At 60.4% G+C, this 15,328-nt stretch carries 10 protein-coding genes; 5 read left to right on the top strand and 5 right to left on the bottom strand.

Annotated elements, in window-relative coordinates; translation table 11 throughout:
* Positions 1-44 precede the first annotated feature (44 nt).
* Positions 45-1,277 (bottom strand): ATP-binding protein, encoded by a 1,233-nt coding sequence (locus tag VHO05_RS08720; protein WP_329646200.1) that lies wholly within the window; start codon positions 1,275-1,277, stop codon positions 45-47.
* Positions 1,274-1,999: a response regulator transcription factor gene (locus tag VHO05_RS08715; RefSeq protein WP_329647497.1), complete on the bottom strand. Its 726-nt coding sequence runs from the start codon at positions 1,997-1,999 to the stop codon at positions 1,274-1,276. The genes VHO05_RS08720 and VHO05_RS08715 overlap by 4 nt, the downstream gene beginning before the upstream one ends.
* A gap of 491 nt (positions 2,000-2,490) precedes the next feature.
* On the opposite strand from VHO05_RS08715, the gene VHO05_RS08710 reads away from it, so the two are divergent.
* The 4 genes from VHO05_RS08710 (at position 2,491) to VHO05_RS08695 (ending at position 9,167) form a co-directional block, all read left to right on the top strand.
* Entirely contained in the window at positions 2,491-3,342 is an 852-nt protein-coding gene (locus VHO05_RS08710; RefSeq protein WP_329646199.1) for a DUF3313 domain-containing protein, read from the top strand.
* 68 nt (positions 3,343-3,410) lie between these two features.
* On the top strand, positions 3,411-6,665 hold the full coding sequence (locus tag VHO05_RS08705; RefSeq protein ID WP_329646198.1) for a glycosyltransferase family 39 protein: 3,255 nt from the start codon (positions 3,411-3,413) through the stop codon (positions 6,663-6,665).
* Between the two features lie 61 nt (positions 6,666-6,726).
* Positions 6,727-7,425, top strand: coding sequence for a patatin-like phospholipase family protein (locus VHO05_RS08700; protein ID WP_329646197.1), 699 nt, complete (start codon positions 6,727-6,729; stop codon positions 7,423-7,425).
* Positions 7,426-7,712: 287 nt separating this feature from the next.
* Complete coding sequence (locus VHO05_RS08695) at positions 7,713-9,167, top strand: mannose-1-phosphate guanylyltransferase/mannose-6-phosphate isomerase (protein ID WP_329646196.1); 1,455 nt, start codon at positions 7,713-7,715, stop codon at positions 9,165-9,167.
* 32 nt (positions 9,168-9,199) lie between these two features.
* Here VHO05_RS08695 and VHO05_RS08690 read toward each other — a convergent pair whose 3' ends face one another.
* The 3 genes from VHO05_RS08690 to VHO05_RS08680 all read right to left on the bottom strand — a co-directional run bounded on the left by VHO05_RS08690 (position 9,200) and on the right by VHO05_RS08680 (position 12,783).
* Positions 9,200-10,819 carry a glycosyltransferase family 39 protein gene (locus tag VHO05_RS08690; RefSeq protein ID WP_329646195.1) on the bottom strand — a complete coding sequence of 540 codons (1,620 nt, stop codon included), beginning with the start codon at positions 10,817-10,819 and terminating at the stop codon, positions 9,200-9,202.
* 75 nt (positions 10,820-10,894) lie between these two features.
* Positions 10,895-12,049, bottom strand: coding sequence for an efflux RND transporter permease subunit (locus VHO05_RS08685; protein WP_329646194.1), 1,155 nt, complete (start codon positions 12,047-12,049; stop codon positions 10,895-10,897).
* Entirely contained in the window at positions 12,046-12,783 is a 738-nt protein-coding gene (locus tag VHO05_RS08680; RefSeq protein WP_329646193.1) for an efflux RND transporter periplasmic adaptor subunit, read from the bottom strand. The genes VHO05_RS08685 and VHO05_RS08680 overlap by 4 nt, the downstream gene beginning before the upstream one ends.
* Before the next feature lie 725 nt (positions 12,784-13,508).
* Here VHO05_RS08680 and VHO05_RS08675 point away from each other — a divergent pair.
* Positions 13,509-14,957, top strand: a complete 1,449-nt coding sequence (locus VHO05_RS08675; protein ID WP_329646192.1) for a porin — start codon at positions 13,509-13,511, stop codon at positions 14,955-14,957.
* Positions 14,958-15,328: the final 371 nt, after the last annotated feature.

Genomic DNA, 15,328 nt, shown 5'->3' with positions numbered 1-15,328 from the left:
AGACATTGGCCGCAAACGGATCCGAGCTAATTCTCCGATACCGGTCACTTCAGCTGCGGATCTGCCGTTGGCAACTCGACAACTTGAACCAAGCCGCCGTTTGGTTGATTGGCAATCCTGATGTCTCCGCCGTCTCTGCGGACGATCTCGCGCGAAATCGTGAGGCCCAGCCCAGCACCGGGCACTTTCTGGCCACGCGCCCTGTCGGCGCGGAAGAACGGCTCGAACACTTGATCCAACAAGTCTGCTGCGATGCCAGGTCCCCGGTCGGAGACCACAATCCGTGCCGTCGAGCCTCCCGTAACGCTTACAACGCCCCTCTCGCCATGGGTCGCTGCATTGATGAAAAGGTTGCGCAATGCGCGGCTCAAAGCCAAGCGGCTGGCCTTGACGTATGCTTCGCCGGCGTCTGCCACCTCGATCGCAAGATTCTGTTCCTGCAACTCCGCTACGATGTTCTTGACGAGGTCGTCCAGCCGAATGAGTTCTGGCGGAGCCTTCGTCGTTTCATCTCGGACAAGCTCGATGGCGCTGTCGGCGATCCGATCGAGCTCCTCGATGTCCTTGAGCCATAACGCTCGATCCTCGTCGTCCGTGACAAATTCTGCACGCAGCCTCATGCGTGTCAGGGGAGTGCGAAAATCGTGACCGGCAGCCGCGACAAGCCGCATCCGGCTTTCGGTGGCGCGTTTCAAGCGAGAGGAAAGCGAGTTGATCGCAGCAGCGGTCGCCCGTACCTCCGCTGGTCCTTGTTCAGAGAGGGTCGGAAAGCTCCCGTCTGGTCTGACCGACTCGGCCGCACTTTCAAGGAGCGCCAGAGGTTTGGTCATGCGATGGGCTGCGAAAACCGCAATCGAGCCGGCACCAATTGTGATAAGTGTAATCCAAACCCACAATTCGGGGTCTGAGGGAGGATCAATATCTACAAGGAGCCAGCTCTGAGACCCGACGCGTATCGACGCGATGCTAAATCGGCCGTCATCCGCCTTATGCGTAACGGTGACGTCGACGGGCACCCCAAATCGCATAGTGCCGGCACGCATCAGTTCGGTTTGTTCCTTATCAAGTGCACCTGTATCGGGATGTCGCGATAGACCCTCTGCCTCGGGGTTTTGCCTCCCAAGCCGATCTAATATTATGAGCTGCTTGGCGAGCAAGTCGACTTCCATATCCTTGGGTGTCGCGAAAATGTACATCACCGCCAGGGTGATCAATACCATTACTGAGACGATCGAGGTGACAAGGAGCAGAGCGATCTTCGCCCGCAGGGTGTTCATCTCGGTTTGTCCAAAACACGGACCTTCGCGGCGAGTTGGTACCCTCCGTTGCGGATCGTCTTGAAGATCTGTGCTGCGCCGCCGTCGGCCAGCTTGCGTCGAAGACGGCTGATCAGCACGTCAATCGAGCGGTCCAGGACCTCACCGTCGTTGCCATGCGTCAGATCGAGCAATTGATCACGCGACAGCACGCGGCCCGGACGGTGAAGAAATGTCATGAGGAGGTCAAACTCGGCGCCGGTCAGCGGGACATCTGTTCCGTTGGCGTCGGTGACGGAACGAATTGACGGATCCGCCACCATGCCCTCGAAATGGTAGAACCCCGTTTCCAGAGGCTCGGAGGCTGAGTTCACACCTCGCCGGAGGACTGCGCGAACACGGGCCACAAGCTCGCGCGGATTGAAGGGCTTGCCCAAGTAATCATCCGCGCCGATCTCAAGGCCAATGATACGATCGACGTCCTCTTTCAATGCAGTCAGCAGGATGATCGGTATGCTCGAACGCGATGCGCGCAAATCGCGACAAAGGTCCAATCCTGAACCGTCGGGTAGCATCACATCCAGAACGATGAGATCGATTTGATTGGTCACAATCCTTTCGTGCACTTCGGCGCACTTTGATGCGACCAAAACGCGGAAGCCTTGTTCTGCCATGTAGCGCGCGATGAGTTTTCGGATTTCTGCATCGTCATCGACGATAAGAATCTGTGGGTGGGTGATCATGGTCAGCCGCGATCGATTGGTGGTCTTGGGGTTAACTGGCGCTTCCCTAGCGAGAGGTCGCAACTTTTTTGTGTCAAAGGCTGTCTGAGACCTTGGAAGACATGCTTCGACATAATTTCCAACCGGATAGAAACATTCGGACATCTGGAGAAGCAGTTTTAGCCACGAGACGGCGCTACCGGTAACTCACGCCAACGATCAGGGGGACCGGATGCGATTTCTTGTTGGGTTACGTCGGATTACTACCGGCGATGCGGCTGCCAGCAATCATACCGACGGCCAGGCTCGGGCTCTCCTTCTCGAGGGCAAGCCATTGAGCTTCCATTGGATGACCTTCGGTATCCTTGTCGCGTTCGCGGCGGCATCGGCGATGTCGTCTGCTAAAGACGTCAGAACAACGGCCTCATTTTGGAGCACTTGGGTGGATCACACCGGAGCGCCCGAGCAGAGCCAGTCACACTCGAGAGAAGCAGACGACAAGGAGGCGAGCAATGCAAGCGTCGCCCCTTAATCATGTGCGCCTCTCTATGCTGGCCCTGGTCATGTTTCTACCCGCCTGCGCCACCGCTCCGCTCGTGCAAGGCTTCGGGCTGTCATCGTACGATTCTATGAAGCAGTCCGACGGAATGCTCACCAAATCGCGCCTGCACGTAAACAAGGAGCAGGTCCTTGCCGCCAAGACGATCAAAATCGTGCCGACGGTATTCTCTTCAACCGTCTCGCCGAAGCTCTCCAATGAACAGCGCGAGGTGGTCGCGAACGCCATCAATCGCTCGTTGTGCGTCAATCTGAGCGATCGGTTCAAAGTCGTGACGCTGCATGAGGCGGCAGACCTGACGGTTCGAGCGGCAGTCACTCAGGCAACCGAAACCGACGAAATCGCAGCCGGGGTATCGGCCGCCGCTTCGCTGGGCATGAATTTCGTCAACGTGAACGTTCCGGTGCCGGTGCCGCGCGTTCCAATCGGACTGGGCAATCTATCGATCGAGGCCGAGGCCGTGAATCCGTCCGGCCAGCAACAGGCATCCATGCTTTGGGGACGCGGCGCGACGGCGTTTTTCAGCTCACCAAAAGCGTCCAAGGCGAGCGACGCGTACGACTTGGCCTATGAATTTTCGAATGACTTTTCCGAACTTCTCAGCAAAGGCGAGAGCCCGTTCGGCGACGGCATAAACCTTCCAACCCTGCCGTCCTGGCAAAAAATCAATTCGACGATGGGTCTCGCTCCGAAATACGCGGCTTGCGAAGACTACGGTCGTGCGCCGGGTGTGGTGGGCATGGTCGGGGAGCAGCTCGGTTTGCCGCCAGAGTGGACCGATAGCGGCGCCAAGCCGGCGCAGTAAAGCGCTGGCGCACAGCCTCTCAGTTTATCAACCGTAGTTCCCAAACCAGAGAGCGATGAGCTTCTCCGATGCAGCCACCTTTGACTCCCGAACCAATGGACATGGCGCACCGTGCGGGAAGTACCGCACTCGTGTCGATTATCGTGCCGACGTTGAATGAGGTCGACAACGTCGATTCTCTGCTGGCCGCGATCATTGGAAAGTCCGGGCGCGGCTTGGAGTTCGAAATACTCGTCGCCGATGGAGGCTCCACGGATGGAACCGTCGATAGGGTTCGGGCCTGGGAAGACGTGGCCAACGTTCGTTTGATCCAGGGGGGCGGAAAGCGTGGTCTCGCAGGCGATGTCCTCGCGGCTGCCGCACTCGCCTCTGGGGATGTCGCCGTCGTCATGGATGCCGACTTCAGTCACCCGCCTGATCGTATTCGGGATCTTGTCGAACCCGTGATTGAAGGGGCGAGCGATATGGTCGTGGGCAGCCGCCACGTACCGGGTGGATCGACACAGGGTTGGCCCATGCAGCGGCAGATTCTTTCGCGACTTGGCGCGCTGCTCGCATGGCCGTTGACCGAGCTCAAAGACCCCATGTCCGGCTATTTCGCCGTGCGCCGCAACCGGCTGTTGGCGATCGATCCGGAGGCGGCAGGGTTCAAGATAGGACTTGAAATCATCGCACAGGGCGGCAGTGCGATGACAGTGAGCGAGATCCCCATCACCTTCCGGGACCGTACGCACGGACAGTCCAAGATCAGCAAAGCACAGCTGGTAGCTTATGCACGTCGTCTGTTTGCTTTGGCTGGCGGGGCCGTATCGACCGGCGGTGCGGCTCGCTTTGCGACAGTCGGCCTACTGGGCATGGCTGTTGACCTCCTCGCTTTCCAAACGCTTTCCGTCCTCGGCGCGACGATGGTTACGGCTCATATCGCGAGCTTCTTTGTCGCCACCGTCTCAAATTATTTTCTGAACGCGCGATGGGCGTTCGCCGAAGGAGCAGGCTCGCGCCAGGAGGTCGCAAGCAAGCGTTTCGTGCGGTTTCTAACCATATGTCTTTTGGCGCTCGCAATTCGCGGCGGCGTGCTGGTGTTTGCGACAGGCGTTTTGGGCTTGCAGCCGTTGGTCGCAGTGTTATGCGCCATCGGGGCCGCTGCCATCGTCAACTATCTCGGCTCAGCGTTCTTTGTATTTCCGTCTGTCAATCCACGCGTTCCAGCCGAAATCCGCTGGCGGTTCGCAGCCATCGGCATCGTCGGCTATGTCGTGGTCCTGCGGCTTTTGTTTCTCGGTTTTGTCGATCTATTGCCTCAGGAGGCGTATTACTGGAACTATTCTGAGCATGTCGATCTTGGCTATCTCGACCATCCGCCGATGGTCGCGTGGTTGATCTGGACCAGCACCAGCGTATTCGGCGATAACGAACTCGGCGTGCGCATCCCAGCGTGGCTCGGCTGGTTTGCAACCGCTTTCTTCAGCTTTCGGCTAACGCATCGGCTGTTCGGTAAGTCGGCCGCGTTCGTAACCCTGCTTCTCGCAGCGGTCCTGCCGTTCTATTTCGCAACGAGCTTCCTGATGACTCCCGATGCGCCGTTGGTGGCGAGTTGGGCAGGTGCGCTCTATTTCCTCGAGCGCGCGCTGATCGGCGGTCGACGCAATGCATGGTGGAGTGTCGGCATCTGCATTGGGCTGGGAATGCTTTCGAAATACACCGCAGCGCTGTTGGGGCCTGCCGTGTTGTTATTTCTCCTGGTCGACGCGCAGGCAAGAGTTTGGCTGAGGCGGCCTGAGCCGTATGTCGCCGGTCTATTGGCGTTCTTGATCTTCTCGCCCGTCATCTACTGGAACCTGGAACACGGCCTGGCATCGTTCTATTTCCAAGGTGCGCGGCGCATGGGGTCGGCATTCGAGTTCTCGCTGCCGATGATGCTCTTCAACTCTGTAATCCTGCTTACCCCGACGGTGCTGGTCACTGCCGCGGCAGTGCTGTGGGACCTTCGCCGGCTTGAGGCCGTGCCGTCACCAGACGAGGATGCGCATCGCGTCTCGCGCTTCATCCTCGTCTTTACGCTGGTTCCGCTTTTCGTCTTCTTCGTGTTCAGTTTGGCGCGTGACGCGAAGCTCAACTGGACGGGCCCGGTCTGGCTCGCCGTCCTTCCTGCCGTCTCGGCGTCTATCGTTTCTGCCGCCAAGTGTTCATCAGCCCTCTCACGCGCAATGCATCGCGTGTGGGCGCCCACGATCGCTATCAGCCTCGTGGCGTACGGCTTCATCCTGAATTACCTCGCGTCGGGAATTCCAGGTGTGGGGTATCCACTGCGCTTGCCGGAAGCGCCGGTCGCCTGGAGCGAATTCGGGCGTGAGGCTGCCGACCTGGAGCATGAGGTGATGCAGGAGACCGGCCGCGAACCGCTCATAATCGGCCTGGATACCTACAACGTTGCGAGCCAACTCGCCTTCTACACCAACGGCGATGGCGAAGGGGCAGCGAAATCCGTTGGACGTGGCATCCTGGGCAAACACAGCCTCATGTACGGGTATTGGCACCGCGCCGAACCGCTGCGCGGACGTCCCGCCGTGATGTTTTCCTTCAAGCGCTCGCACATTCTCGATCCACGGCTTACCAAATATTTTTCCGCTCTCAGCGCGCCGATGGAACGCGCCGTCACCAAGCGAGGGAAGTCGGGAGGCCACTTCTACTATCGGATCGGCTACGGGTTTCGGGGAGCAGGATCGTGCTCAAGGCATTCGCCCGTCAGCGCGGCGTTGCCGGCTCGGGCCGATCTAGTCCAACGGAAGGATTTGTCCCGGTCGGCGGGCGCCGGACCCGACGGAAAGCAAAGGCTCGCAAATCCAATCGCAGAATCCGCAATGGTCACGCTCGGCGCACCGGAGTGCCCTCGCTGGCGATGGCGGGGCTGGTGCCGCTGCTCGTTGCCGGCTGCGCGTCACAGAAGCTCGATCCGACAGGCGTGGGGCGTGCCTCAGAGAGTGATCCGCCGGATCGAAACATTGAGATTTCGGCTAACCCCAAAGAGAGCGGCACCTGCGCAAGCCTTGCGAGCGCCTACGCCAAGCACCTCCAAAATATGGACGCGCTGCAGACGCAGAAAGAAGCGGATCGGAAGGAGCCTCCACCGACGATCGCGTCGGCATTTGGACGCTGGTTCGGGCCTGACGGCGCCGGATACGCCGCCACGGCGGAGCTACGGGAAGAGCGTGCCAAGGTCGATCGGCTCGAAGCCGCCCTTTCCGCCAAAGGGTGCTCAAGTATCAGAACGGATTTTCCGCCGCCCGCTAAGCCCGGGCCGACACCGGTGTCGGCTTGTATGAGGAACGTGCGTGCATCATGCGTATCGAGTGCATAAACCTGAGGCGCTTCCGACCTCGAGCCTTGGCGATTGCCGGTTGCGTCTCGACGCTTGCGTACACGCCTGTGCCAGAGGCTGCCGTCGCGCGAGCCCAGGTCGTGGGCTATTCGCATATCCGCATGTGGGGAGATGCGAATGTATTGGAAATCGATGCCTCGACCTTGTTCGCCTTCTCGTCTGGGTCGGGCGGTGGAAAGGGAGCGCCATCGCGGAACTACCTGGCGTTGCCAGGCGGCGGTGGGGATGGTGCATACGGCGCAGGATTGCTGGTCGGCTGGACAGCGCGCGGTGGTCGTCCCACTTTTGATGTCGCAACGGGTGTGAGCGCGGGTGCCCTCGCTGCACCGTTCGTGTTCTTAGGTCCGGTCTATGACACGCGTCTTGAGGAAATCTACACCCGCTATAAAACCGACGACCTCGGAACCCCACAGATATTCTCGGCAGCCCTCGGTGGTCCGTCACTCGTCGACGCCAGCGGCGTTGAGGATTTTCTGGCTCACTACGTCAACAGCGAACTTGTGGACGAAATCGCCAGAGAACATGCGCGCGGCCGGCGCCTGCTGGTTGCGACGACAAATGTGGAAGCCGAACATCAGGTGATCTGGAACCTGGGAGCTATCGCGCGGCCAGCACCAACCCGGATCGCATCTATCTGTCTCGGCAGGTGTTGCTCGCATCAGCGGCCGTGCCCGGTGTGGTTCCGCCGGTCCTCATCAAAGTGACCGTCGACAGCCGCGACTTTCAGGAAATGCATGCGGATGGAGGCACCGTCGGGCAGCTTTTTTTCCTCCGCGACGAAAGGGATTCGGACATGCCCGTGCCGGCACACGGAAGAGCCATTCGACAAGGCTTATATGCGCAAGCTCTTCAACCTCGGTTATGGCGAGGTACGGCACGGGTATCCGTGGGCGAAAGCACCCCCTTGGTACACCTCCTTGTCGTCGCAAGTGTCAGACATCTCGGAAAGCTGATGCATGCTCTTCGGAAGATCGGGCAAAGGAGAAATTGAGTGACAGCGATCTTCCCCGTCATTCTTTCGGGTGGATACGATACACAGCTATGGCCGCTGTCGCGGTTAATGTATCCGAAGCAGTTCATCAAATTCTTTGATGGACCGAGCTCGAGCCTACTCGGCGCGGCGCTCGGGCGCTTGAAGATCGATGCGGGCTTCGAAGCGCCGATCCTTCTTTGCCACAACGATCACCGCTTCCTTGTCAAAGAGGAGCTAGAGCGCCTGCAGGTGTCGCCACACGCCATTATCGTCGAGCCTATGTCGCGAAACACCGCGGCGGCCATTGCGGTAGCCGCGCTCTCCGTTGTGCGCGAGAGCCCGGGTGCCACTCTGGTCGTCATGCCGTCCGATCAGATGATCAACGACGAGGTGCGGTTCGTCGAGCACGTCAAACGCGCGGCACGCGTTGCGGCGACAGGACGGATAGTGCTGTTCGGCATTGAGCCCAACGAACCGCGCACGGGGTACGGCTACATCCGCCGTGGCGCTCCCATCGAAGGATTCGGCGGTGGCGCCTGGAATGTCGATGCGTTTTTCGAGAAGCCGGACGTTATGACGGCCCAATCCTATTTCGGAGAGGGCGGCTTCTACTGGAATAGCGGCATCATCGTTCTTCACGCGCGCTTCTTCCTGGACGAACTCGGGCGGTTCGAGCCGCGCATCCTTGATGCAGCAGAAATGGCGCTATCCGGAGCGGAAGAGGATCTAGGGCATTTGAGACTTGAAACGACGGCTTATGCCGCCTCGCCAACGATTTCGATCGACCGTGCGTTGCTTGAGCGGACGGATCTCGCTGCGATGTTGCCGATTGATGTCGGATGGAGTGATGTTGGCTCGTGGACCGCGCTGTGGGAGATCGCACCCCACGATGCCGACGGCAACTACGTTCATGCCGAAACTGTTCTGAACGACACGACGAGCTGTTATGTGCATTCCGAGAGGAGGCTCGTCGCCACCATCGGGATCAAGGATCTCGTCATTGTCGATACTCCGGATGCGCTGCTCGTCGCTGACAAGAGCCGCTCGCAGGATGTCTCCAAGATCGTCGAGGACATAAAGCGTCTGAATCGGACAGAGCATGCGGAGCACGTGCGCAGTTACCGCCCGTGGGGATTTTTTGAAACGTTGAGCGTTGGTCACCGTTTTCAGGTGAAGCACTTGCACGTCAAGCCCGGAGGCAAGCTTTCCATGCAGATGCACCATCATCGCTCCGAGCATTGGATCGTGGTGCATGGCACGGCCAAGGTCGTTATCGATGGCATCGAGAGACTCGTGTGCGAGAACGAGAGTGCCTATATTTTCTCAGCGCAGTGGCATCGCCTGGAGAACCCGGGAAAGGTCCCTCTGGATCTTATCGAGGTGCAGATCGGCACCTACCTCGGCGAGGATGATATCATCCGCACTGACGACATTTACAGGCGCGCCGTGGACGAGACGCGCGGAACTGATTGAGTACGCGGGCATGCATTCATTCGGCGCTTGCCTCATCGGCGACGAGGGTAGGGTAGAAAATAGGGCGACTTGAGGAAGCGGCCGATCGCCACTTGGGCTTCAAACAGCGTCGCGTCGCCGGCCTTCACCTGGATCGGGGCCTGGCGATCAATATGGTCAAACAGATGTCGCACCGCCTCTAGTCCGCGAGAGAAAGTCTTCGGCCGGCCGATCAGCAGGATGTCGTGGCCCAGCCAGTCGGCCGGGTCGGAGATGAACGCAAATCCACGCGGATCGTTGTCGAACACCGCAATGGTTGCCCGGTTTCCGAGTGCTTCGGCGAGGCGAGCAGCATCGATCCAACGGAAGGCGACGACCAGCGGCCGTCCTTGCGTCACCGTCGATGGTGGGTCTGCCGCCAGCAGGCCCCGCGCGGTGAGACTGGCTGTGAGGCCGCGCCATGTCACCGATTCACTCAGGAAGCCGTTGATTCCTAGGCGGGCGACGGTTGCCGGCGACGGCGGAAGGGTTCGGAATATTATCACGGCGGAAATCGCAAGGAGGAGTACCGCGGTGGCGCAAGCAACGAAGCCGCGAACGAGGTGCAAACCTTTACCGCGCTGTGCCTCAATCTCGGCGATGGCGCAGCCGAGGATTGGCAGCAGGAACAGCCAACCCGGCATTTGCCAATGTGGTAGCGCTTCTCCCCCCCACAGTGGCACGGCAGTGAAGACGAGGATCGACGGCAAAGCGAGCGCCAACAGGAAACCGCTCGGACCGGCGAAGGTGCGGTCAACCCGCAGCCGCGAGACGGCAGCGACAACCGCGCCGACAAGGACCCAAGGGCCAAGGTATGCCATCTGTCCAAGCACCGCGCGCGCCAGACCGGACCAGTTCGTGCCCTCGCGGGCGGCGCCGCGCGAGGACTGGAAGAGTATCGACACCCAGTCGTTCGTGGCATTCCAGATCAGCACCGGTGATACCAAGATGCAGACAATCAAGGTGGCCAGCCATGGTGCAGGAGTGACTAGCCGCCGGCGGTGGGGGCTGGCGAGGACGAAGGCTAGAGCGCCGAGTGCGAACAATGCGGCGTGATATTTTGACAGGCCGGAGAGACCGAGCGTGAGGCCGGCAGCAAGCCACAGCCGCCGTTCGCGCGCCGCGTCTGGAGCGAAGAACAAGATCTCGGCGAGCAATCGGGCGGTCAGGGCAAGGAACAGCACCAATGGCCCGTCAGGTACCATCCATGAGCCGGCGGAAACCATGAAGAAGGGCGCCATGGTCAGCGCCACCAAGGTCCACAAGCCGGCCCTCACGCCCCACAGGCGGCGGGCGAGATCGAACATCACCGCGCTGGTGGCGGTGAAAGCGAGAACAAAGGGAAGGCGCATGATCATCGCAGGTACGCCGTCCGCGAAGAACGGCGCGGCGAGAACCTTCATTATCTTGATCCACCAGAAAACCATCGGCGGGTGGTCGAACCAGGAGAGCTGCCACTGCGTCGCGACCGCCATGGCATAAGCTTCGTCGACACCGGGGTCGAGCAGCGCGGCAAGGCTGAGGCGAGCGGCGACGCCGGCGATTAGCACCACCAAGGCGGTCCGCATTGTCGCGGCTTCACTCGGGATCTGTCGGATCATCGTCGATTGATCGCGGTGGCGCGCGCTGTCCACTATTTTGTATCCGCCAGGCTGGGCTGTGCAGTTTCGAAGAGGGCTCCGAGAACTCGGCGCGCCCACAAATCGAGATCATCCATGACGGTGAAAACCGCAGGAACGCAGATGAGGCTCAGCGCCGTCGAGCTGCGGCAGAGCCACGGTGGAAATAAGGGTCGCGCGCGTGTCACGCAGGAAAAGCCAGACCACGAAGACGGCAAGTGCCGCCCCGATGAGGAGCGCCTCGATCGCGGCGGAGTAGCCCTCGATAACCTCATCGGTCGAAGAGGTCACTTCGCGGATCGCGATTTCGGGGTGCTTGGCGGCGAATGCCGCCACCTTCGATCTCACAGCCCTGGTCACAGCGACCTCGCCCGTGCCCACGGAGCGGTAGAGACTGAAACCGATAACTTCCTTATCATCGAAGCGCGCGCGTTGGCGCGGCTCGGCCCACGATCGTTCTATGACGCCGAGCTCTGACAGCAGCACCGTGCGTCCGCCTTTCAGGACCAAACGCGTTCGCGCAAGCGTCTCGACGCTCTCGGCACTGCCAAGCGTTCTGACCGCTTGCTCGCCGCTCCCGAGCGTCATGCGTCCGCCGGGTTGGTTGACGTTCTGCGCCCTGAGTTCCTCGGAGACTTCAAAAGCGGTGATGCCGAGCGCCATGAGGCGATCGGGGTCGAGCCGAACCCGGATCTCCTGATCGACGCCGCCCGCTCGCTCGATCTTGGAGACGCCCCGGACCGATAGCATCGCCTTGGCCACATCGTTGTCGACGAACCAGCTCAGGTCGTCGACCGCCATCGTCGGCGCGTCGACAATGAAGGTCAGGATCGGCTGACCGGTTGCATCGATCCGCTGCACGGTCGGTTCGTGGACGTCTGCCGGCAAGAACGAGCGTATCGAGTTCACGGCATTCCGAACATCGTCGGTTGCGCGGTCGATGTTGGTCCCCAGGGTGAATTCAATACTGGTCGTAGAAAGACCTTCCGTGACCGTGGAACGGACATGCTCGACGTTGCCAAGGCCAGAGACACTGTCTTCTACGAGGCGCGTGATCTGCGTCTCCATCTCGGTGGGCGCAGCGCCGGTCCTGCCGACACTGACGTTGACCGCAGGGATGTCGATATCTGGCATATCGTTGATGCGCAGTTTCGAGAAGCTCACGACTCCCGACAACGACAGCAGCAGAAACAATACGATTGTGGGCACCGGATTACGGATGGCCCAGGCGGAGATCTGGCTCATGGGGTTTTGGTCAACGGCTTGGCTGACGCGACTTCGGCACGAACCTTCTCTCCGTCATTCAACAGCCCCGCACCTTCGACGACGATGCGCTCGCCCGCCGCCAGACCCTGCACGACCTCGACGACAGAACTGGTTTTCCGTCCGACCGTGATCTCCTTGAGGAGCACGGTTCCGTCGTCACTCAAGGTGAATACGCCTGCCTTTCCGGCGCGCCAGACCAGAGCCTTGAGCGGAACCGTCAGCGCGGCTGCCCCGCCGGCCTCGATTTCGACGCGGACAAACATTCCCGGTTTCAATTCGGTATCCGAGGACAGTCCAATGCGTACGGTGCCCTGGCGAGATGTTGGGTCGACTACCGGCGCCACGAGCCGCACAAAGGCGGCCTCGGCCTCGGCGACGGCTGCCTCATTCTGGTCGATCTGCACCCGGAGAAGACTTTGATTGAGTCGCGCCAGGACTTGCCCCTGTTCGACGCTGTCTCCTTCGTCTGCGTAAATCTCGAAAATGGTCAATCCACCGGCTTCGGAGCTGATGGGCATTTCCCTCCAGGCAGCTGCCGTACCCATACCGACGATCGTGCTGTCGATCTGGCTTTCCCGCACTGTGTCAACGGAAACTTTGATCAAGATCCTGCGATCATGTTCGCGTTCTTGCGCGTAGATCACAGCGGACCAGATCGTGACCAGCACGAAACTGAGAGAAAGTACTGTTCCGACACGTATGAGTGCTGGCATTGCGGTTCTCCAGCGGGTGGAGAACCCAATGTGCCGGTCAATCGTTGCGGCGCTAAGTTCAAGTATGTCTAAACTTATCTATGCAGCGGAATTTCATATCGGAATGTTTCTGCGCCCGTCAGCTAGACCAGACTTGGCTACGTCATGCCGCAGACGGCAGCCCAGGATGGAACGTATGTCAGCTGAACGGCACGCCCGGTCGCCAGCCGGATGCAGACATCGTTTGCCAGCACAAGTTGTCGCGCTGCTCACACTCGAGAATGTCCGCTTCTGGGATGGAACAATCCGATAAGCCAATCGCGCGGCGCGTTGGCGGATGTCGGCTCCTGGCCCGTAACGTCGCCGACCAGATGACTGGTTTTGGATCTCTGCTGCCTAGCGTCTTAGGACGCGGGAAACGGCGGTCCGTCCCAGAAGCGGAAATCGGCGATGTCGAAGGCTGGCGCCGATAGCGCCTCCCTGCTCAAGCGCACTGATTGATAGCGAGCGGACACTAAGGGCGACGGCCGAGGGGCGGGGAATGACCCATTGCGGATACGTGAAGTCGCTTCTCGACAATAGGCGCAGCGATCAAAGACCGTCCCTGCGTATTATAGCGGGGGATCACACCTGAGGTAGTCGCATGGAGGGATGCGCCTATACCGCATTGCGTAACAGCGTTCCGGCGCGACTGGACTTCCTTCCCTACCGTAGATACGCGCCAAATCTTCCCGGTCGAGCGGAGATTGTCAGCCGCACGTCAGGATCAGTTGCATACGTTCCAACTCGCAAATCCCACCCCACTCGGGCGCGATCACGTCAATCGCTGGGAGCTATGGATTGGAAAGCTAGTGGGGCGTTCACGTGCGAGGCGTTGGAAGGTCGTTGCATCCTGCCTGCTTCTAAGCGGTCAGACGGCGATAGCTGAAGATTCCTCGGCCTGCTGTGCGGACCTCGATGCGCGCATCGCGGAACTCGAAGCTGCGGCGGCTGCGAAGGGCAACTCAAAGACAGCCCTCACGCTCTATGGCCACGTCAACCAGGCGGTCATGGCCTGGAATGACGGCTACGAACGCAACGCTTATTTCGTCACCAACGACGCGTCGCGCACGCGCATCGGATTGCGCGGCAAGTCCGAGATCAACGCGGATCTATCGGCCATTTTCCTGCTCGAGCTCGGCATCCGCTCCGCCAATTCGAAGCGCAGCGATCAAACCGAGATCACCTCCGGGATGCACTCCCGCCGCGCGTGGTGGGGTGCCGCCAGCAAGAGGCTTGGAACAGTTCAGATAGGGCGCGTCGTGACCTCTCTGGAAGAGATCACGGAAGCCAACCTCGCCGATACCCGACGCGGCGCAAAATATTCGGACGTGGAAGACAGTGGCCTCGGCTTGCGCTTACGCTCAGAGACCACGCCTGCCCTCAGCGACGTGACCTGGCGACGCTTGCTCAAGCACACCGGCAATCAACCCGGCGAAGGCGATGCGCAGATGGGCATTCGCTACATCACGCCGACGATCTCCGGGTTTTTCGCAAGCTTGGCCTGGGGCGCCGATGATGCGTGGGACGCGAGCATCCAGTACCTGGGTGACATCTCAGATTTCACTGTCGAAGGGAGGATCGGCTACGGCCAATCCAAAGACGCCGGCGACGAGGTCAGCATCCAATGCGTGGCGACCAATGTCCCCCGCGCTCCGAGCGATGCCGAATGCGAGATGCTCGGCGGCTCGCTCAGCATCATGCACCGACAGACCGGCCTCTACGGCAACGTTGCGGGCGGGTGGTTCGAAGACCACACCGCGTCCTACGCGTCGGTGTTCGCCGGGATCGAAGCGCAATCCGAGAGCACCTTTTTTGCACTCGAGGCCGGCATCCAGAGGCCGTGGCTAGACATGGGCGCGACGACGCTGTTTGGCCAATACTACCGGATGGATGGCGGCGCGAATGCGCGTCTCGCAGTGCCAGCAAGCGATGCGATCAATTCCATCGGCGTCGATGCGGGCATCGCTTCAAGCACGGTGACGTCGTGGAGCGTGGGGATCACGCAGGACATCGAAGCGGCCAACACCAAGCTCTATGTGTTCTATCGGCAGTATAGCGCGGACGTTACGCTCGCGGGATCGGGGATCGAGCAGGTCTCCGAGCCGCTCGAAAACCTGGACATTGTCATGTCCGGCGCGATCGTCAGATTCTAGGGGAACCGGCTCGGTCGAGGCGGACCCAGAGCGGCGTGTCGGCGTCCGCTTCTCGCCCTGAGCGCGGATAGCCCCCATGGCGGTTTCCGGACTAGAGCGACGGGCGAGGGTCGTCGAGCGTGAACCGGCGGTCCGTCCCAATAGCGGCCATCGGCGGCACTTGTCGTCTCGTCTTGCTGCATCAGCAGGTCAGGTCCGCTTACGGGCGACGATCGGGCATCAATATCATTTCTCCAAAGCGATCGAGCGGCTTTGCCGTGATGGGCGACGGGCTATGTGGACGGGCATCAGGCAGATTGGCGCGAACAAGCCGCTCAGCGACATCGGAAAGGCGATCGGCACGTTCGCTCGTCGAAACCACTATACGCTCG

The organism is Hyphomicrobium sp. (genome assembly GCF_036262015.1).
In the GTDB taxonomy this organism is placed as follows: domain Bacteria; phylum Pseudomonadota; class Alphaproteobacteria; order Rhizobiales; family Hyphomicrobiaceae; genus Hyphomicrobium_C.
Note: the sequence above shows the minus strand (reverse complement) of the source record. Positions and strands in the feature narration are given on the sequence as shown.